Origin of the sequence: Chryseobacterium sp. MEBOG07 (assembly GCF_021869745.1) — a bacterium.
GTDB classification, from domain to species: domain Bacteria; phylum Bacteroidota; class Bacteroidia; order Flavobacteriales; family Weeksellaceae; genus Chryseobacterium; species Chryseobacterium viscerum.
Genome location: NZ_CP084579.1, coordinates 4045992 through 4064132, shown reverse-complemented (window position 1 = coordinate 4064132; position 18141 = coordinate 4045992). Strand labels below are relative to the sequence as shown.

The window sequence follows — 18141 nt, the reverse complement described above, 5'->3', positions numbered from 1 at the left end:
CTGTATCTGTTGAATTTGAAGTGAACCGCATTGCAAATCAGCAAGTTGCTAATATTAAATAATTGTAACTAATGAACAAGCTGAGAGGGAAGGCAGTCGAATTCCTTCTTAAAATATTTATAAAAAGTAGATTTGGATTTAAAACCACATTGAAACGCAAGATCCGTTACACTGGCAGAGGGATCTTCTGATAAGATCTGCTTAAAGTGCTGTATCCGGTTTCTGTTGGTATATTCGTGGAAATTGGAATGAAGATGTTTGCTAAAAGTGATGCTTAAATCCGCTTTGCTTATTTTCAGATGACCGGAGAGCTGATCTAATGTAAATTCCTCATCCAGATAGACATTACTTTTCTGATAAAAAGAGGTGATGGCATTTTGTACAGCATCAAAATCTATTTTTGAAAGGTCTTTATATTGATATGTTTCTTTTGGAGTAGAAAAAAGAGCCGGTGTTTGCGATTGCTGGAGTTTGTGCTGGTACGTTAAAATATAAACGTACAAAATCCACCCGAATTGGAACAGAAACAGAAGGCTGTAGATCTTCTGATAGATCAAAGTATCCCAGCCCAATTGGTAGACCGTCCAGAAAACTATAACCCCCATCAATACATAGCAAACCAGATAACGGAAATTACCGGCTACTGGATGGGTAATGTTTTTGTGGTATTTGGTCAGTAAGTAAATACATAAAACCAGGCATGCAATCCAATAATAAGTGTAATAAACGAAGTAGGATTTATAAGTTCTGATCGCCAAATCTGCCCAGGAAAGGTCCAGCATCTTTGCAGAAAGCGCAATGGCATGATGAATAACAACCAACGTTAACGGAGCAATCAGGTATTTGAGCTTGTCTCTCCACCTGGCATGAATTAAATACGTTGTAATATACAAGAAAATAAGTCCTTTAAAAACGCGGAGGCTTCCCGGAATTTCATACAGAACAGATTCGTAACCGAATTTTTGAATGATGAAATATTCATATCCCATATCCAGTGTGACCACTCCGATATATAATAGTAACATATTCAGTACAGATTCCCTGTTTTTGATAAGAGAAATGAGTAAAGTAAGGGTGATAAGTGCCTGTAGTACAACTACCATAATGATGTATAACATGATAACTGATATTTTGCCAAAATTATAGATAATATGGGCATAGCATCTTTAACAAATTATTAAATATCAGTTCAGAAAAATAGGGAGTAATTAATATGTAAATTTTAATAAGCTTTTTCCGGGATTTTCCGGTTTTGTATATTGAGCGGATATTCCTATTTTAGCTAGTAAGCACCAATCGAATGTCCAAAAGAAAATTTATTTTATTCTCAATACTTAAAACCTGGCTGATTTCTACAATAATCTCCATAGTGCTTTTGATTTTATTTTTAAATGCAACCAAAGAAGTAAGAGATGAGCCGAGGAATTGTGATATGAGCGGTCTTGCTTATGTTTTTATAGTTTTCTGGATATTATTCCTTAGCATACTCTCTTTAAGCAGTCTGCTTTCTCTTTTAAAATCATTCCATGGGAAAATTAAAACCATATTATGCTGGTTTCTGCTGCCTGCAATAGCTTCTGTTTTTTCCTTTTTTTCCATTACAAATGGAAAGGTAGACGGTGAAGAAACGGTGATTTTCCTGATTATGAATTTACCCTGGCTGGCTTTTTGGATATTTTACTATTACAGATTGAATACTCGTTTCAATATAACTGACTAATGATATGACTTTCATGAAAAAACAATTTCAAAACTGGACGCTCTTCTTTATTGCAGGAATCATTGCTATAATTGCAGGATTGATTACTTCTATTGTCCTCATTACAGGAAATTCTGCAGCGGATGGATTATTCGGAATGTATTTACTGTTCAGCTTAGTTCCGGTGTTGCTGGTGATTATCATAGATAGAATTCTGGTATGGAAGTTCGGGAATAAGAATGTCAATAAAGTTCAGTTTTCAATACTGCTCTTAATCGTTTTTTTATGGATTGTAAGATTTGTATTGAACCTGTTTATGTAAATTGGTCGTTATGAAAAACCTGTTTTTATTCTGTATCATAATGGTTTCTGCAATGATCTCTGCACAGCCGTTTACCCTGAAATCGTTAGGAGAAGCGAAAGAGTTTACGCTTACCCTTTATTACGGATCAGAAGGGAAGGGAGCTTTCGTGCAATATTCAGGGAAGAAAGACATCATTCCTTTGCAGATAAAAAGCTTTAAAGTTGATAAAGACGGGAGAAATGACGGACAACCGGATATCTATTATTATACTTGGAATGAAATGATTGGTGGAAAGGTAAATGGAGTATACAGGTTTGAAATAATGAATCATACTGCTTCAAACATTAGCTATACAAGAGGAAAAGATAACAGAAAGTTTAAGCTTGAAATGGTTGAAGATGAGAAATATGATGGAAGTGACAAATATCTGCTTCACGGTGCTGTGCTTGCCTTTAATCATTTTTATAACAATCATTTCACTATTCATTATCCTGATGGTAAAAAAACAGCTATAGAGCTCCCTTCTCCGGATATCCCTTCATTTGCCAGACAGAGTATTGTAGCAGATTACAACTTTGACGGGTATGAGGATATTGCATTTTCTGTTCCTGATGAAGGAATGGGCGTTTACAGAATATTTGATATTTACCTGTATAATCCGGGAAGCAAGCGCTTTGAAAAGCTTAAAGAACCGGATTATTCCCGTTCAAGTTGTTCCTGTCTCTGTGATGTGGCTGTAGAAAAAGAGAAGAAGCTTTTAACAACAGGATGCAGAGGGGGAGCAAGATGGCATCAGGATATCTACCGCTTTGGTAAAAAGGGAACTTTAGAATGGGTGGCCACTAAAGAACAGACGGAATAATAATTTTACCTGTAAAAGTCCTGAAACCTCCTTGTGGCTGTAATATTTATAAAATCAATCAGATACAACCTCTCAGTTATAATGATAAAGCATCCGTTTTTTTACGGTATTTTTAAGAATGATTTTTATGATTCAATTTTAGGTCTGATATTTGTACTGGGTAGCCAAACTAGATGGCCAATTTATTTATGAAAAACATATCTGTGAAAAAGTCCTTTATCTATGCATGTTTATGCGCCGTTTTCCTTGTTTCCTGTAAAAAAGAAATAGAGAAAATAAGCGATACTTTTAAAGATACAGTTTCTGCTTCGGAAACACCGGAGGCAGAAAAAGATTCTATAAAGAAAGATTCTGTTCCTGTAGTGAAGAAAGAATCTATTCCGCCTGCCATGCAGGAGAATGGCTTTTATAATGCATTTGTTCTTCCAAAAGATAAAAAGATGCGGGATTCTGTATATGCAGAATTCAGTAAGAAATTCAGTGTGGGAGAGCGTACAGCAATTTTAGCTTTAAACAGACTCGATTCTAAAAGTAAATGGAATTCCGATACATTGGTAGTTCCTGCGAAAATAGATACAACATTAATGGCTTATTCACCATTTCCAATGCAATTGGATGTCCTGAGCGGGGTGAAAAAGTTTGTTATTTTCTCATATCCTATACAGGCTTTTGCAGTATATTCCAATGGAAGTCTTGTGAAATGGGGACCTACAAGTATGGGAAAAAAAGCGGCTCAGACAACGAGAGGACTTACTTTTGCGAACTGGAAAAAGCAATTGGCAATTTCTACCGTGAGTAGCGAATGGAAACTTCCTTATAATTTTAATATTCACAATATTGGAGGAATCGGATGGCATGAATATACCCTTCCGGGATATCCTGCATCACACTCATGTCTGCGACTATTAAGGAAAGATGCCCAGTGGCTATATTCCTACGCAGATACCTGGATTCTGAATCCGGGGGGAGCTACTACCAAAGCCAAAGGTACGGCAGTAATGGTATTCGGGGATTATAATTGGGGTGGAAGAAAACCATGGCGAAAACTTTTGGAAGATCCGAATGCCAACAATATATCCGTTGAAGAACTTACGAAACTTCTGGAACCGGATGTTCCCAAAATGCTGAAAGAACAAAGCAACAGAGAAAAAGTAGCAGATTCTATCAAAGCGGTAAGAGCGATGGCGACACCGATTCAGAATGAAAAACCTGTAGAATCACAGTCTAATTAATTTTCTTTTCAAACTGTAGAGTAGATTCTTCAGCAAACCTTCTCAGCTTAATCATTTCATCTTTACCCTTATGCTGCCCGAATCTTGCAGCAATATAAGTAAGAAGAATAAAAAATAACATCACAAAAGAAGCGCTTAGTGCCCAAGGGTATTCAGCGCTTTTTATTTGCTTTTCTACGTAATACATGGTGAAAAAGGTCATCCAGAGAATAGAAAAGGAAAAATACAGGAACATGAAGAAGGTCCACACTGCAGAACTGGGACCAAATACGCCACGTATTGCCGTATGTTCATCTTCCATTTCTATCCGTAAAGCAAGACGAGGCTTCCAGTAATTATCATATTCTGTTTTCACCCAGATCGTTGCAATTTCCTTATTGATATTCCCGGAAAATTCATTTTTATGATCTTCCATATATTTTTTCAAACTTTCAGCATACTCTTCTTTTGTAAGATGAGTAAACATTTTAAATCTGGGTCTTGTTCTTATTCTGTCTAAGGTGCTTTCTTCAGTATTCATATTGTTATTCTTGATAAGGGATTGGGTCTTCCAGTGCGAAACTCAACGTCAGTTTTTGATTTTTTCTTTGGATAACCATGTTGATATTTCGGCCTTCATTAGATTTCATCAATTCTACAATTTTTTCCAGAGTCATATTTGAAGTTTGCTCCCCATTGATGCTTAGAATTCTGTCATCCTTTTGCAGGCCTGCTACATCAGCGGGAGAATCTTTTCTTACTCCGGCAATGGAAAATATAGGTTTTAAACTGAACTTATACTGGAAAGAATCTTTATAAACCTCAGTGGCTACCATGGTAGATTTTTGGGTTTCAATTTTTAACTTATCTTCCTGCCATTCCAATCCGTCTTGTTTGAAGTCCAGTCCGCTCATATTAAAATGAAAAGGATCGTCAAAATATCTGTTTTTTCTTAAATACAGCTTTTTGTTAGGGTAATCAAAAACTACGGTAAATCTTCTCATAATTTCACTTCCCACAGAACCTTTTCTGCTTTCCACCAATTTCACATGCTGAATAGAAAATTCATCCGGCATAGCAGTAAGAGGCTTTTCAAACTTAAAACTTCCAAGATAAAAATTATGAATCCTGCTTCTTTTGCCATAAATGTCTCCATTGAAACCACGCCCAAGAAAATCATCAATATTGGGTCTGTTGTAAACGAAATCCTTAATAAGAGTAGGGAAGAGCCAGATAGCATCACTGTTACCAAGATCAATCAGCAGTTTTGAGTCTTTCTTTTCATTCGTCATTTCTACACCAGCATACAGATAAGGTTTATCTTTTTCAATGGTCACTGGAAATTCTTCAAACGGTCTGATTTTCTTTTTGATAAGATCAGAATTTTCATAGACCGTTATTTTCCTTGAGGCATAATCGATGTAAATAGGATGGTCTTTGAAAAAGTGATATCCGATTACTCCATTTACGGGAATTCCTACGTGAGGAGAAATATTAAATTCTTCATCAATAATGATATAGAGAGACATGGAAGTATTGACAATTTCGGTTCCTATTTTTCCCAAATTGCGGTCAGATTTTAAGCCATCGATACTTAAGCTTCCTCCAAGACCTGAAAATTTAACTTTTTCAACATTGCTTAGTTTGAGTTCCTTATTTTCCAGACTGAAAAGAATGGTCTCCGATACTCCTGTATCAAGCAGAAAGGTAAGCTCTGCACCGTTGACATTAATAGGAATAAAGATAAGGTTGTTGATAAACTGAAAAGGAATAACCGCTTTTTTAGTATTAATCAACTCAAAAGAATTCTGGGCACTTACAAAAATGCTTAGAAATAATCCCAGTAAAAGCAATTTAAATTTCATCTACTGAATTTACTGAATTTATCTATATAATAGCAAAAAAACATTCCAAAAGCTGGAATGTTTGTATAAACTACAATGAAGTAGTAGTATTTGTTGAATTTATTTTAAATTGAATTCTTTTTATTTGGAGAAAAATTCCATCAGATCCATATAATTCTTTTGATTGACACCATGTCCGCTCATATATTCTCTGAATGTGAAGTAACAGCTAAGGTCATAAAGAAGGTCTGCTGCTTTTCTTCCCCATTCAAGTGGGATTACAGCATCATCAGTACCATGAGAAATGAAGAAACGAAGTCCTTCCAGTTTCTTTTTATCTTTTACAATACCATCCAAAATTTTATCTTCAGGATAACTGCTTAGACAGGCAACATAATTGAAAAGCTCAGGATGTTTCAAAGCCAAAGCATAACACAATATTCCTCCCTGGCTGAAGCCACACAGATGAGCCTTACTTTCCGTCAATCCATAATGGTTGATGATCTTTAATATACTTTCCAGTGCTGCATGTAAAGATTCCTTCGCCTGAGGGACATCAATAAAGTTTTCTGGATCGTTGAAATTAATATCATACCAGGAATATCCTTCAAACTGAGTATCACGTGGAGCTCTGAAACTTACAATGATCCAGTCATTAGGAAGAGTTTCTCTGAAACTGAAAAGATCCTGCTCATTACTGCCATAGCCATGAAGCATAAAAAGAATAGGGGTGCTTGGTGTAATCGTTTCCGGTTCTCTTACTAGATAATCTAAATTCATACAGCAAATATACTTAATTTACCTTCAGAATTTTAACTTTTATTATTCGTACAACGAACTTCATCACTATAATGCTGTATGTTTAATGATTGATTCTTTGAGGTATATTTTTGAATTTTGAGAATAGTTTTCCTTTTTATTGATTTGATATTATTTGTAATTTTTTGTTGGAAAATTTTCATAAAAGTTATTTTTATATTAATAAAAAACTTATATTTGAAACATTAAAAAATCTATTTGGAGAAATGAAGCAATTTTACAATTCAAAAAGTTTACTTAGACTTTCTTTTTTATTCGTTTTATTATTTTCTATAATTACCGTCGTGAATTCTTGTAAAAAAGATGACGATGAGGAATTTAAGGATCATGTGGTTCAATTCGAAGTGAAGACAACTGCCGGAGGAAATATTATAAGTGTTGTAACACAGGTTGGTACAGCGCAAAATACTATATACAATACTCCGCAATCACCTGTAACTTCGCCTTGGACAAGTGGAGAATTCTTTGTAAATTCTAGCCAGGCACAGCTGAATCTTGATGCCAACGCGTCAATGCCGGATGACAACTCCGAATTGACTATCAATCTTTACATAGATGGAGAAGTTGCAAGAACTGTGAAGAAAAAAGGTAAAGGTGTATTAGTTGCTTCTATCGATTACAGTTTCTTAGAGCCATAAAATTATTTAATTATTGATATAAAGAATCCGTCTCAGTTATGAGACGGATTTTTTTATTCTATATATATTATACAAGTATTGCATAGCTCCGACTAATTACAGTTAAAGTATAACATATTTGAAATTTTAATTTATTAAGAAGGTTTAGTGATTGATACACAGTGGTTAAGCTTCTGTAATACCTATGTAATAGCTGTTTTTTTGCACTAATGGAAATATCTTAATAAGATTGCAAAATCAAAAAGATAAGACTTCACGAAATGGAAACGTATTATAATCTATAGGTTTTTGAGAGGCAAAAATTAATACAATAGCTTGGATAATTTAAATGAACGATGCTATGCTAAATGATAAAATAGAAAAAAATATTTCTGAAAATCATAGGAATATTCTCCTTAGTAATTTCTTTGGTGAAGAGGAATATGATGTATACCATAAAATAATGTTTAAAGCAGAAGTATCTGCAGGATCAAATATTACATATGTTGTTGATAATGGTGATGGTGCAACTAATGAAAGTACTTTTGAAGGTAACATTTGGATAAGTCCAGAATATATTCATACAGAAGAATTATCTGTAGGCGAAGTTATTAATCATATCAAAAACGCAACTGTAAAAGCAATAGGATTTAATGAATCTTCTACCTTAAAAGTTCAGATTTATGTAGATGGAGTTTTGAAAAAAGAAGAGGTGTGTACAGGTAAAAACCTTGAAGTTACCGCAAAATATAATATCAAATTCAAATAAAATACTTGTAAAATTAAATAGCTCTGATTATCAGTGTAATACTTACTATGAAGAACAGTTTTTAATTTGGTGTTTATTCTTAAATCATCTGTTGCTGTAAAGGCCAGTTAATAAACTCTGTGGAGTTTTTTGTCTGAAATTTCTGAAGCAGATTCCTACGGTGAATGTCCACAGTAAGAACGCTCAGAAACAACTCTTCAGCAATTATATTACTCGTTTTTTCCTGTTTGTGAGCCGGGGAATCTACATGTCATTTTAAGAAAGATGGCTAATGATCTGTTTTGTTTCATTGAGAAAACAATATCTCCGGAAAGAGCTCCTTTGATGACGATATTTATTTTTTCATTCTCCATGAATCTTAAGTTTTATATTAATTGCTGTTTCCTGATGATCACAATGTATTTCCATTTTCCCTTTCAAATAGTTGACCCTGTTTTTCAGATTTTGGAATCCCCATACTTTTGGTTGTATTTTCTATATTTTTATTAAAGCCTTTATTTTGTGTCAGTAATGACTGTGAGTTTTAAAAATAATAGCTTTCTAAACCGAGCTGTGAATATGTTTCACGGCTTTAGTTATATTACAAAACGTGATTATAATCGTGTTTTGTGTTTTTAATATTCTATAATGTTTACTAATTAGGTGTGTGTGTTTATGTAAATATATTTTTAATGAATTTTATAAATAACACAAAGTTTATTTCAGATTTCTATTCTATATTCGGGAGAAACAAAGAATATATCTATTAATGGAATTAGTGGCACTACATGGGCGAGTGGTGAATTCTCTGAAACAAGTATAGCAGTTCCGGGAAAGCATAAATGGGTATACCTATGCATATTAAGGCAAAAGTAAATGGTACAAATAAAAGTGTTAATTTATGTAGATGGTGTTTTGATAAAAGAAGTAAAAGATTTAGGGCTGATTCCTAACGCTGAAACTCGTTATGAACTTAATACTAATTTAAAAAAAGGAAAGGATTACAAATCGGAGGAAAGGTATTGAAGAAAATTAAATTAAATAATGCATCTATTATAAAAAAAAAGTAATCCTGATTTCCAGGATTACTTTTTTGCTTTTTTATATATTATAAGATGTTAATTTACCTTTACAATAAAGTAGCTTTTCTTACCTTTTTGAAGTAACAAAAACTTACCGTCGATAAGATCCGTTTCATTGGCTGTAAAAGTATCATTTACTTTTTGTTTGTTCACAGAGATTGAGTTTCCTTTGATTTCTCTTTGTGCTTCGCTCTTAGATTTTAAGAACCCTGATTTTTCAGAAAGAAGATCAACAATATTTACTGCTAAAACATCCGTTCTTACAATTTCTTTTTGAGGAACTCCGTCAAAAACTTCAAGGAAAGTTTCCTCATCAAGGCTTACAAGATCTTCTGCTGTAGAACGTCCGAAAAGAATTTCAGAAGCTTTCAGAGCTTTTTCATATTCTTCTTTTCCGTGTACCCAAATCGTTACTTCTTCCGCAAACTTCTTTTGTAATTTTCTTTCGTGTGGCGCTGTTTTGTGCTCTGTAATTAATGCTTCAATTTCTTCTTTTCCTAAGAAAGTGTAGAACTTGATGAACCTTTCGGCATCATCATCAGTAGCATTCAGCCAGAACTGGTAGAATTTATAAGGAGATGTTTTCTTTTTATCAAGCCAATAGTTTTCCCCGCTTTCAGACTTTCCGAATTTGGAACCATCAGCTTTTGTGATCAAAGGAACTGTTAATGCAAAAGCTTCACCCTGAGCTTTTCTACGGATCAATTCTGTTCCTGTAGTGATATTTCCCCACTGGTCAGAACCTCCCATCTGTAGCCTTACATTGTTATTTTGGTATAAGTGAAGAAAATCATATCCCTGAATTAACTGATAGGTAAATTCGGTAAAACTCATTCCGTCAACACCTGCGTCTCCGGAAAGTCTTTTCTTTACTGAATCTTTAGCCATCATATAATTGACGGTGATATTCTTTCCGACATTCTTAGCAAAATCAAGAAAAGAAATGTTCTTCATCCAGTCATAGTTGTTCACCAACTCAGCTTTGTTAGGCTCATTTCCATCAAAATTTAAGAATTTTGAAAGCTGGTTCTTTAAACAATCAACATAGTGTAGAAGAGTTTCCTCATCCAGAAGATTTCTTTCAGAAGATTTCCCGGATGGATCTCCGATCATTCCTGTAGCACCTCCTACCAAAGCAATCGGTTTGTGCCCGTGCTGCTGGAAGTGAGCTAGAATCTTAATCTGGATAAGACTTCCGATATGTAAAGAATCGGCAGTAGGATCAAAACCAATATATGCAGTAGTTACCTCTTTATTCAGTTGTTCATCGGTTCCTGGCATCATATCGGCAAACAGACCACGCCATTTAAGTTCTTCTATAAAGGAATTCATTGATTTTTAACTTTAAAATTTTAAGTTGCAAAGATAGTAAATTCAGAAAGATTAAGGGTAAAAAAGCGAAAGGACGATAGGGTAGGAATGTAAAATAAGAATATCATAAAAACTTTCCAGCCGGTCACTTTGAAAATAGAATGGCGGAACCTTTTTATCCCTTTGCTTTTTCACCCCAAATAATCTATATTTGTTATTAATGAACGACGAACAGCTATTCCTGCTCATACAGAAGGCCAAAGATAAAGACCAGAAGGCCCAGACTAAACTCATTAATGTTTTTTGGGTGGACGTTTTCTCTTTTGTGATGAAAAAGGTGAGAGATGAAAATGATGCCGATGAAATCACCGTGAATGTTTTTTCAAAAGTATTGTCGAAGTTGGATATGTTCGATCCTCATTTTCAGTTTAAAACCTGGGTACTCACTATTGCCCAAAATACAGTAATCGATTTCTGGAGAAAGAAGAACCGCGACAATGAAGATGCCGTTGAAAACTTAGATGAGGTTAAAAATCAATATGCAAAATCTCCTGAAGAACTTCTGATTTCTCAAGAAGAACAAAAGAAAATCATCAAAACCATAGAATCCCTGGATGCCAATTATCAGGACATCATCAAATTGAGGTTTTTTGAAGAAAAGAGCATCAAAGAAATTGCTGAAGAGCTGGGAATCTCCGTTGCCAATACCAAAGTACGGGTAATGCGTGCCAAAAAAGTCTTAGCCGAACTCTTGAAGAATAACGAGTTTGATGATAATTAAACTTCAGATAAGTTAATGGTATTCAATAGAAATGGGCTTTAGCCTGTTTACTGGAAATTCAAATTTACAATTGGCTTCAGCCAAAACTTAAATTTAGAAGACATTAATTAGAAATAAACCTCCTCCTTTGTTTTCGGAAGTATGATTTTTCGTTGTTTTTCCTGATTCCTGTTTTGAAGATTAATTTTTAATCCTTTCTGAATATAAGTTTCCTTTAATGATTTTCCATACTCAGCTGTATTTTCTACTTCTTTTGTATAGTTCAGTTGTCCTGTAGAAAGATTGAAATCTATATCTTTCCAGTAATCTCCGGGCCTTCCAGAAGAGGTAGAGGTTCCTATTAACTCAAAATGTCCGTTCTGAAATCTATATTTATCTGTAACATCCCATTTCCAGCTGCTTCCTCCGGCTTGTATAATTGTTAGGATCCCTTTTTCAATTCCAGTGCTTTGATAAGGATCTCCCATCATACCTCCCGCACTGCTTTCCATAACAGCGTTTCTTGATTTTTCCAGGACGGTCCATTTTCCGTTCACTTTTTTCAAAATTTGAATTTCACGGATTTTTCCCAGTTCGCCCTCATCTTTTGTCGTGTATATCATTACTTTTTCAGGAATTTTATCCCCATCAAGATCTCCATCTACCGTTTCGAGGATAGTAGAACCTGCTGGCTGAAATTGTTTTTGAGCCAGACAGAATATTCCGGATGCTGCAAACAAAAGGCAGAATGTTTTTCTCATAAAGATATTTTGAAGACCTAAATATACAAATGAAATTTTGAATTATTAGTTTCATCAATATTTCCGGTTGATGGTTTCCATTAAAAAATCCTTAACTTTGAACTTCAATTTTAGAAATGGAAAATTTAGTTCAAGACACTACCGTTCAAAAACCAAAATGGATCCGCGTAAAACTTCCTACCGGAAAGAATTACAGAGAGCTGAGAACTTTGGTTGATAAATATAAATTAAATACCATTTGCCAAAGCGGAAGCTGCCCGAACATGGGAGAATGCTGGGGTGAAGGTACAGCCACTTTCATGATTTTAGGAAATATCTGTACAAGAAGCTGTGGATTCTGTGGCGTAAAAACAGGAAAACCGCTGGATGTAAACTGGGATGAACCTGAAAAAGTAGCAAGATCAATCAAATTAATGAAGATCAAACATGCCGTCCTTACTTCTGTAGACCGTGATGATCTGAAAGATATGGGATCTATTCTTTGGGGAGAAACAGTAAATGCTGTAAGAAGAATTTCTCCGGGAACGACCATGGAAACTCTGATTCCGGATTTCCAGGGACTTACAAAACATCTAGACAGATTAGTAGACGTAGCTCCGGAAGTGATTTCTCATAATATGGAAACCGTAAAACGTTTGACAAGAGAAGTGAGAATCCAGGCTAAATACGAAAGAAGTCTTGAAGTTTTGAGATATCTGAAAGAAGCAGGACAAAGAAGAACAAAAACTGGAGTAATGCTGGGATTGGGTGAAACCAAAGATGAAGTTTTCCAAACCATCGAAGATATCAGAAATGCTAACGTAGATGTTATTACTATGGGACAATATTTACAGCCGACTAAAAAACATCTTCCTGTAAAAAAATTCATCACTCCGGAAGAGTTTGATGAGTTTGGAGATTTTGCAAGAAGTTTAGGTTTCAGACACGTTGAAAGTTCGCCTCTTGTAAGAAGTTCTTACCACGCAGAAAAACATATTCATTAAAATACAGACCGTTCAGAAATGAACGGTTTTTTGTTTTTTAGGGTGTAGGGATTAGGTAGCAGGTTGCAGGAATTAGGTGCTGCTAGAAATGAAGACCTCTAGTTGTCATAAGTATCTGCCATCATTCCCCTCCTTTGGAGGGGTGGCAAAAATTCAAAGAATTTTTGACGGGGTGGTTATAAAGTATTACAATATATATTACATCAATAGAAGTGGACTTTAGTCCGCTTATAATAGGATTAAAAATAATTTGGCTTTAGCCGAAACCTAAAGTGCAGCATTATTTTGTACACACTACAAATTCATCCTATTTATTACAAGCTGTTTCCTTAGTAATTACCCCAATCCGTCCATTGACTTCAATAGGTCTGAAATGTTTTTTCTTGAATTCGGAAGGAGTTTCTCCCGTATGCTGTTTGAATAATTTATTAAAATAAGAAAGGCTTTCAAAACCCACCTGAAAACAAACCTCTGTCACAGAATAATCTTTCAGCAGGAATATTTTAGCTTGATTGATCCTGTAATTATTCACAAAATCAGTGAAGGTCATATTGGTCTGCTTTTTAAAATAACGGCAGAAAGCAGGAGTACTCAGACTCACAACTTTTGCCACTTCATTCACATTAGGCTTTTGGTCGTAGTTTTGGTGAATATAGTCGTAGATGGTTCCCATTCTGATTTTATCATTCAAAAACCATTTAATCCGGGTGTCTTCTTTATTGAGTTCTTTTACTTCGGTTGAATCGGCGAGGATTTGTAGTATATCAATCAGCCCCATTAAAGATTCAAAGGAGTTTTTGTCTTTAATCACCTGAAGTTTTTCAACCACTGTATTTTTGGTTTCCCCTGAAAATGACAAGCCAAGATAGGAACGTTCCAAAAGCGCTTTAATATTCTCAAATTCAGGAACAGGAAGAATAATATCCTGAAGGAAACTTTCCCGCATCTGCAACACCAGCTGTTTACATTCGGTCTGAATACCGTAATCAAAATTAAGATGAGGTACATTAGAGCCAATCAATAGAAGATCACTGTCTGTAAAGCCGGAAATGTTTTTCCCAACGTGCCGGATTCCATTCACCGCTTCTACATATACCAACTCAATTTCCGGATGATAATGCCAGAAAAAACAGTTTTTCAGAGAAGGAGCAAATAGCTTGAATGATTTCCCCTTTTCAAATTCAATAATTTCTTTCTGGATTTTCATTTTGTTCTGATTTGATTGTTTATGAATATAAAATTAAATAAAAAGGTTAATATGGAGCAAATTTTTATCATTCAAAGAGGTGTGAAATTCAAACTTTCTTTCGATTTTTGCACTTTCAATTTGAGATGCTGATACACTCTTATATTGAAAGAAATTAATTCAGAAAAAAGATTTAGATACAATGAAGATTGATAAAAGAATAATACCACTAGCCATCGGTGGTTTGGGAATAGGAACTACGGAATTTACCGTAATGGGACTGTTGCCGGATATTGCAAAAACGTTACAGATCACGATCCCGCAGGCAGGACATTTAATTTCTGCGTATGCGATGGGAGTAGTTATCGGAGCACCTATCCTGATTGGGTATTCTGTAAAATTTCCCCCGAAAAAAGTTTTGATGGCTTTTATGATCCTTTTTACCATATTTAATGGACTTTCCGCTATTGCTCCGGGATACAACAGTATGCTGGCGATAAGATTCCTGTCTGGGCTTCCTCACGGAGCGTTCTTTGGAGTAGGAACGGTGGTAGCCTCAAGAATGGCCGGAAAAGGAAAAGAAGCATTTTATATATCCATGATGTTTACCGGGCTTACGGTCGCCAACCTTGCTATGGTTCCTCTGGTCACTTATATTGGGCATACTTTCCACTGGAGGTTTTACTTTGCTATCGTAGCGGTCATCGGTCTCTTCGCTATTTTATTTTTAAAACTGTGGCTTCCTGCAATGGAATCCAACCAAAATACCCACTTCATGGAAGAATTGAAGTTCCTTAAAAACAAACAGTCGTGGCTGGTACTTGCCATTACGGCGATTGGGTTTGGAGGACTTTTCACATGGTTGAGCTATATTACCCCTTTAATGACGGTGGTTGCCGGAATTAAAAGCAGTCAGATGGCATATGTTATGGTTCTTGCCGGAGCCGGAATGGTAGTTGGAAATCTGGTTGGAGGTATTGTTTCAGACAAATTGGGACCTGAAAAAACCTGTGCTCTGCTGATCTTCCTGATGATGATTTCTTTGGGAGGAGTTTTCTTCCTGGCAGAACATCAGAATATTGCTCTTATACTGACATTTATGTGTGGTGCTTTATCCATGTCGATTGCATCACCCATCAACATTATGATGATGAAAGCCGCTCCAAAAAGCGAAATGATGGCAGCTGCTTTTATGCAGGCAGGTTTTAATATTGCTAACGCGATGGGAGCTTTCCTGGGAGGAATTCCTTTAGAATACGGGTATTCATTCAAATATCCATCATTGGTAGGAGTGGGGATGACCTTTATAGGAGTGATTGTAAGTGTAAGATATATCTATTTGTATGGCTCGGGAGCTCAAAAAGAACAAGAAGTTGCTGCCGAATGTGTGTCATGTGACAAATAAGAAAGTTGACATTCTTTAAAATAAAAAAAGAGCCTGTTTCTCACTGAAAACAGGCTCTTTTGTATCAAATAAATTTTATACCTCTACTTCATCTCCGTTTTTGCACCAGTAGAGGGCATTGTATAAGTTTTCTTTCGGGAAAGATTTAAATTCTCCCGGCATCAGAACACTGAAAATACTGGTAAAATTACGTATACCTTCTTTATCCGTAACAATGGCTGAACGATTCCAATTGGTAAGGTTTTTTAATCCTAACAGCAAATCTTCAAGCCATGCGCCCATGGTAAAATTATCCAGATCGGTATCCAAATACAATAAATAATTCAGCTCACCAAACTGCTCTACCTTCTCTTTTACGCGCGGAATTACAAGTTTTTCAAAATCCTCTTTCGTTACTTCTCCCGTTGCACTGAATGCCGCAACATTCTCCGGGGCTTCTGGAATAATTGTTATCATAATGAATATTTTTTGGTGGTTTGATTTTAAAAACTAACAATAACTACACCATAATTTGATGGGATATTGTTAAAAAAGGTATAAATATTGTTGTTTTTAGTGTAAAATATTAATATGAATCTCAAATCGAATGAACCTTTTTGGCTTTTAAAAAACGGATTAATGAAATCCTATCCGTCTCTAAAATCAAATGAAGAATGTGAAGTTCTTATTGTAGGAGGCGGGATCACAGGGAGTCTTATTGCCCATCAGATGATAGAAGACGGCTATGATACGATTCTTATTGATAAACGGGAACTTTGCAATGGAAGCACCTCTGCTACGACTTCAATGCTGCAATATGAAATAGATGTTCCTCTCTATGAACTGATAGGAAAAATAGGTGAAAAGGGTGCTGTTTTAAGTTATAAAGCTTGCAGTGATGCGATTGACTTGATAGAAAAGGTTTCAAAACTGATCAGATCGGACGCAGGTTTTAAACGAAAGAAATCCTTGTATTTTGCTTCAAAAAAGAAAGATGTTGATTGGCTGAAGAAAGAATATAAAGCGAGAAAAGAAAACGGATTTGAAGTACAATGGCTGGAATCAGACAAGATTTTGGAACAGTTTGAATTTGAGAATACCTATGGCGGTATTTTGTCAAAACAAGGGGCTAGTATTGATGCCTTTCAGTTTGCTCATGAACTTTTTATGCATAATGTAAGAAAAGGATTGAAGATCTTTGATAAGACCGAAATGGTAAAAGTGGAGGAGCATAAAGGGTTTAATCTGGTGACGGTAGACAGCGGATTTCAGATCAAAGCAAAAAAGATCATTTACTGCATTGGTTATGAAAGTAAAAATCTGCTGAAAGAACACTTCGTTAATTTAAAAAGCACCTATGCGGTTGTTTCTGAAATAGACAAGGACAAGTTTAAAAATATCAGCAGTACATTGGTCTGGAATACTGATGATCCTTATCTCTACATGCGGACTACCGATGACGGAAGGATTCTTATCGGAGGAGGAGACGAAGACTTTTATAACGCTGAAAAACGGGACGCCCTCCTCAATAAAAAAGAAAAAGAGATTCTTAAAAATCTAAAGAAAATAAAACCTGATTATCCCTTTTATACAGATTTTGTCTGGGCCGGAACTTTTGGAGAAACCAAAGACGGACTTCCCTATATTGGTACCCATGAAAAATTCAAAAATTCCTATTTTGTATTAGGTTTTGGAGGAAACGGGATTACTTTTTCAGCAACAGGGATGAAAATGGCTTCTTTGTTTATGAAGAACAAAAAACATCCATTATCAAGATATTTTAAATTTAAACGATAGTAATTAAGTCTCTTTTTCTTTTGATGAAGGCTATTTATTCTGAATAAAGTATCTTTTTTTCAGTCTACTCAACGATACCGGATGCATTCCCAGATAGGTGGCCAGATCTTTAGATTTTACCCGTAAAATTAATTTAGCGTCCTGATCAAGCAATTGTAAATATCTTTCTTCGGGAGTTAAACTTACAAAAGAATAAAAGTTTTTATACATATCCATTGCTGTACTTTTCCAATACATTAAAAGAAGTCTTCCTATATTAGGATAGTCTTTAATTGCCTGTTCTAGCTTAAAATAATCAAGTAAAAACATTGTAGTTTCTTCTAATGTTTCATGAGTTAGTGTAGCAGGAGTCTGATGAACGAGTACATCTATTGAACCATAAGGTTGGTTTTCATAAATAAACCAAACAGTTTTATCATAAACCCGTATCAGACCAGTGATCACAATTCCCACATGGCCTATTTGTTCTCCCCGATGCAGTACAATTTTATTTATTGGGAAGGTTACAAATTGAACCATTTCAAGTAACTTTTCTCGATCTCTATCCTCGAGAAAATCATTTTGCTCGAAATAGATTTTAGTGAATTCGTTGGATTTTATCATTTGTTGTTTTTGTACTACTAATTTATGAGTTTATCCAATATTTATGTCTAATAAATCACAAAAAATGATAAAATAAGATGTTTTTTTATTAATATTTATGGCTGTTTTCTATTTATTAACCTATGCTAAAAATTAATTATCCTTTGTTAATAAACACTTGAAACTTCACT

General features: G+C 35.0%; 21 protein-coding genes. 9 read left to right on the top strand and 12 right to left on the bottom strand.

From position 1 onward, the window contains the following. Nucleotides 1-68 precede the first annotated feature (68 nt). Nucleotides 69-1118, bottom strand: coding sequence for a helix-turn-helix transcriptional regulator (locus tag LF886_RS18630; protein WP_236851085.1), 1050 nt, complete (start codon nucleotides 1116-1118; stop codon nucleotides 69-71). Nucleotides 1119-1446: 328 nt separating this feature from the next. Then, the gene (locus tag LF886_RS18625; protein WP_236851084.1) at nucleotides 1447-1599 is read right to left on the bottom strand and encodes a hypothetical protein; all 153 of its coding nucleotides are present in this window, start codon (nucleotides 1597-1599) and stop codon (nucleotides 1447-1449) included. 134 nt (nucleotides 1600-1733) lie between these two features. Here LF886_RS18625 and LF886_RS18620 point away from each other — a divergent pair, with 134 nt between their 5' ends. From LF886_RS18620 to LF886_RS18610, 3 genes are all read left to right on the top strand, one after another. After that, a complete protein-coding gene (locus LF886_RS18620) occupies nucleotides 1734-2021 on the top strand; it encodes a hypothetical protein (protein ID WP_236851083.1) in 288 nt (95 codons plus the stop codon). A 10-nt stretch (nucleotides 2022-2031) separates the two neighbouring features. Next, complete coding sequence (locus tag LF886_RS18615; protein ID WP_236851082.1) at nucleotides 2032-2865, top strand: XAC2610-related protein; 834 nt, start codon at nucleotides 2032-2034, stop codon at nucleotides 2863-2865. Nucleotides 2866-3068: 203 nt separating this feature from the next. Then, nucleotides 3069-4097, top strand: coding sequence for a L,D-transpeptidase (locus tag LF886_RS18610; RefSeq protein WP_236851081.1), 1029 nt, complete (start codon nucleotides 3069-3071; stop codon nucleotides 4095-4097). On the opposite strand, the gene LF886_RS18605 is transcribed toward LF886_RS18610, so the two are convergent. The 3 genes from LF886_RS18605 to LF886_RS18595 all read right to left on the bottom strand — a co-directional run bounded on the left by LF886_RS18605 (nucleotide 4090) and on the right by LF886_RS18595 (nucleotide 6700). After that, entirely contained in the window at nucleotides 4090-4617 is a 528-nt protein-coding gene (locus LF886_RS18605) for a hypothetical protein (protein WP_236851080.1), read from the bottom strand. The genes LF886_RS18610 and LF886_RS18605 overlap by 8 nt on opposite strands. Nucleotides 4618-4621: 4 nt before the next feature. Continuing rightward, complete coding sequence (locus tag LF886_RS18600; RefSeq protein WP_236851079.1) at nucleotides 4622-5941, bottom strand: PDZ domain-containing protein; 1320 nt, start codon at nucleotides 5939-5941, stop codon at nucleotides 4622-4624. Nucleotides 5942-6061: 120 nt separating this feature from the next. Beyond that, nucleotides 6062-6700: an alpha/beta hydrolase gene (locus LF886_RS18595; RefSeq protein WP_236851078.1), complete on the bottom strand. Its 639-nt coding sequence runs from the start codon at nucleotides 6698-6700 to the stop codon at nucleotides 6062-6064. A 323-nt stretch (nucleotides 6701-7023) separates the two neighbouring features. On the opposite strand from LF886_RS18595, the gene LF886_RS18590 reads away from it, so the two are divergent. Continuing rightward, nucleotides 7024-7377, top strand: a complete 354-nt coding sequence (locus LF886_RS18590) for a hypothetical protein (RefSeq protein ID WP_236851077.1) — start codon at nucleotides 7024-7026, stop codon at nucleotides 7375-7377. 328 nt (nucleotides 7378-7705) lie between these two features. Then, nucleotides 7706-8125, top strand: coding sequence for a hypothetical protein (locus tag LF886_RS18585; RefSeq protein WP_236851076.1), 420 nt, complete (start codon nucleotides 7706-7708; stop codon nucleotides 8123-8125). Between the two features lie 79 nt (nucleotides 8126-8204). Here the strand turns inward: LF886_RS18585 and LF886_RS18580 are convergent, their stop codons facing one another. The 3 genes from LF886_RS18580 to tyrS all read right to left on the bottom strand — a co-directional run bounded on the left by LF886_RS18580 (nucleotide 8205) and on the right by tyrS (nucleotide 10518). Continuing rightward, entirely contained in the window at nucleotides 8205-8297 is a 93-nt protein-coding gene (locus tag LF886_RS18580) for a hypothetical protein (RefSeq protein ID WP_236851075.1), read from the bottom strand. A 37-nt stretch (nucleotides 8298-8334) separates the two neighbouring features. Further along, nucleotides 8335-8478 (bottom strand): hypothetical protein, encoded by a 144-nt coding sequence (locus tag LF886_RS18575; RefSeq protein ID WP_236851074.1) that lies wholly within the window; start codon nucleotides 8476-8478, stop codon nucleotides 8335-8337. Between the two features lie 744 nt (nucleotides 8479-9222). Then, on the bottom strand, nucleotides 9223-10518 hold the full coding sequence (gene tyrS, locus LF886_RS18570; RefSeq protein ID WP_236851073.1) for a tyrosine--tRNA ligase: 1296 nt from the start codon (nucleotides 10516-10518) through the stop codon (nucleotides 9223-9225). Between the two features lie 199 nt (nucleotides 10519-10717). On the opposite strand from tyrS, the gene LF886_RS18565 reads away from it, so the two are divergent. Then, complete coding sequence (locus tag LF886_RS18565; RefSeq protein WP_103233542.1) at nucleotides 10718-11278, top strand: RNA polymerase sigma factor; 561 nt, start codon at nucleotides 10718-10720, stop codon at nucleotides 11276-11278. Nucleotides 11279-11385: 107 nt separating this feature from the next. Here the strand turns inward: LF886_RS18565 and LF886_RS18560 are convergent, their stop codons facing one another. Continuing rightward, nucleotides 11386-12018 (bottom strand): hypothetical protein, encoded by a 633-nt coding sequence (locus tag LF886_RS18560; RefSeq protein WP_236851072.1) that lies wholly within the window; start codon nucleotides 12016-12018, stop codon nucleotides 11386-11388. A 116-nt stretch (nucleotides 12019-12134) separates the two neighbouring features. On the opposite strand from LF886_RS18560, the gene lipA reads away from it, so the two are divergent. Then, nucleotides 12135-13001, top strand: coding sequence for a lipoyl synthase (gene lipA, locus LF886_RS18555; RefSeq protein WP_103233544.1), 867 nt, complete (start codon nucleotides 12135-12137; stop codon nucleotides 12999-13001). A 307-nt stretch (nucleotides 13002-13308) separates the two neighbouring features. Here the strand turns inward: lipA and LF886_RS18550 are convergent, their stop codons facing one another. Continuing rightward, nucleotides 13309-14208 carry an AraC family transcriptional regulator gene (locus LF886_RS18550; RefSeq protein ID WP_236851071.1) on the bottom strand — a complete coding sequence of 300 codons (900 nt, stop codon included), beginning with the start codon at nucleotides 14206-14208 and terminating at the stop codon, nucleotides 13309-13311. A gap of 181 nt (nucleotides 14209-14389) precedes the next feature. Between LF886_RS18550 and LF886_RS18545 the strand changes: the two genes are divergently transcribed. Beyond that, entirely contained in the window at nucleotides 14390-15592 is a 1203-nt protein-coding gene (locus LF886_RS18545; protein ID WP_236851070.1) for an MFS transporter, read from the top strand. 75 nt (nucleotides 15593-15667) lie between these two features. On the opposite strand, the gene LF886_RS18540 is transcribed toward LF886_RS18545, so the two are convergent. Continuing rightward, nucleotides 15668-16048, bottom strand: a complete 381-nt coding sequence (locus tag LF886_RS18540) for an STAS/SEC14 domain-containing protein (RefSeq protein WP_236851069.1) — start codon at nucleotides 16046-16048, stop codon at nucleotides 15668-15670. 162 nt (nucleotides 16049-16210) lie between these two features. Between LF886_RS18540 and LF886_RS18535 the strand changes: the two genes are divergently transcribed. Then, nucleotides 16211-17368 (top strand): NAD(P)/FAD-dependent oxidoreductase, encoded by a 1158-nt coding sequence (locus LF886_RS18535; RefSeq protein ID WP_236851068.1) that lies wholly within the window; start codon nucleotides 16211-16213, stop codon nucleotides 17366-17368. Nucleotides 17369-17398: 30 nt separating this feature from the next. On the opposite strand, the gene LF886_RS18530 is transcribed toward LF886_RS18535, so the two are convergent. Continuing rightward, complete coding sequence (locus LF886_RS18530) at nucleotides 17399-17887, bottom strand: Crp/Fnr family transcriptional regulator (RefSeq protein ID WP_236851067.1); 489 nt, start codon at nucleotides 17885-17887, stop codon at nucleotides 17399-17401. Nucleotides 17888-18141 lie beyond the last annotated feature (254 nt).

Bases quoted from the DNA above. Each gene is read 5' to 3' on its own strand.
- LF886_RS18585 (WP_236851076.1), top strand. From the start codon at position 7,706: ATGAACGATGCTATGCTAAATGATAAAATAGAAAAAAATATTTCTGAA.
- LF886_RS18630 (WP_236851085.1), bottom strand. From the start codon at position 1,118: ATGTTATACATCATTATGGTAGTTGTACTACAGGCACTTATCACCCTT.
- LF886_RS18625 (WP_236851084.1), bottom strand. From the start codon at position 1,599: ATGGAAAAAAAGGAAAAAACAGAAGCTATTGCAGGCAGCAGAAACCAG.
- LF886_RS18530 (WP_236851067.1), bottom strand. From the start codon at position 17,887: ATGGTTCAATTTGTAACCTTCCCAATAAATAAAATTGTACTGCATCGG.
- LF886_RS18545 (WP_236851070.1), top strand. From the start codon at position 14,390: ATGAAGATTGATAAAAGAATAATACCACTAGCCATCGGTGGTTTGGGA.
- tyrS (WP_236851073.1), bottom strand. From the start codon at position 10,518: ATGAATTCCTTTATAGAAGAACTTAAATGGCGTGGTCTGTTTGCCGAT.
- LF886_RS18540 (WP_236851069.1), bottom strand. From the start codon at position 16,048: ATGATAACAATTATTCCAGAAGCCCCGGAGAATGTTGCGGCATTCAGT.
- LF886_RS18620 (WP_236851083.1), top strand. From the start codon at position 1,734: ATGAAAAAACAATTTCAAAACTGGACGCTCTTCTTTATTGCAGGAATC.
- LF886_RS18600 (WP_236851079.1), bottom strand. From the start codon at position 5,941: ATGAAATTTAAATTGCTTTTACTGGGATTATTTCTAAGCATTTTTGTA.
- lipA (WP_103233544.1), top strand. From the start codon at position 12,135: ATGGAAAATTTAGTTCAAGACACTACCGTTCAAAAACCAAAATGGATC.
- LF886_RS18560 (WP_236851072.1), bottom strand. From the start codon at position 12,018: ATGAGAAAAACATTCTGCCTTTTGTTTGCAGCATCCGGAATATTCTGT.
- LF886_RS18595 (WP_236851078.1), bottom strand. From the start codon at position 6,700: ATGAATTTAGATTATCTAGTAAGAGAACCGGAAACGATTACACCAAGC.
- LF886_RS18615 (WP_236851082.1), top strand. From the start codon at position 2,032: ATGAAAAACCTGTTTTTATTCTGTATCATAATGGTTTCTGCAATGATC.
- LF886_RS18535 (WP_236851068.1), top strand. From the start codon at position 16,211: ATGAAATCCTATCCGTCTCTAAAATCAAATGAAGAATGTGAAGTTCTT.
- LF886_RS18550 (WP_236851071.1), bottom strand. From the start codon at position 14,208: ATGAAAATCCAGAAAGAAATTATTGAATTTGAAAAGGGGAAATCATTC.
- LF886_RS18565 (WP_103233542.1), top strand. From the start codon at position 10,718: ATGAACGACGAACAGCTATTCCTGCTCATACAGAAGGCCAAAGATAAA.
- LF886_RS18605 (WP_236851080.1), bottom strand. From the start codon at position 4,617: ATGAATACTGAAGAAAGCACCTTAGACAGAATAAGAACAAGACCCAGA.
- LF886_RS18575 (WP_236851074.1), bottom strand. From the start codon at position 8,478: ATGGAGAATGAAAAAATAAATATCGTCATCAAAGGAGCTCTTTCCGGA.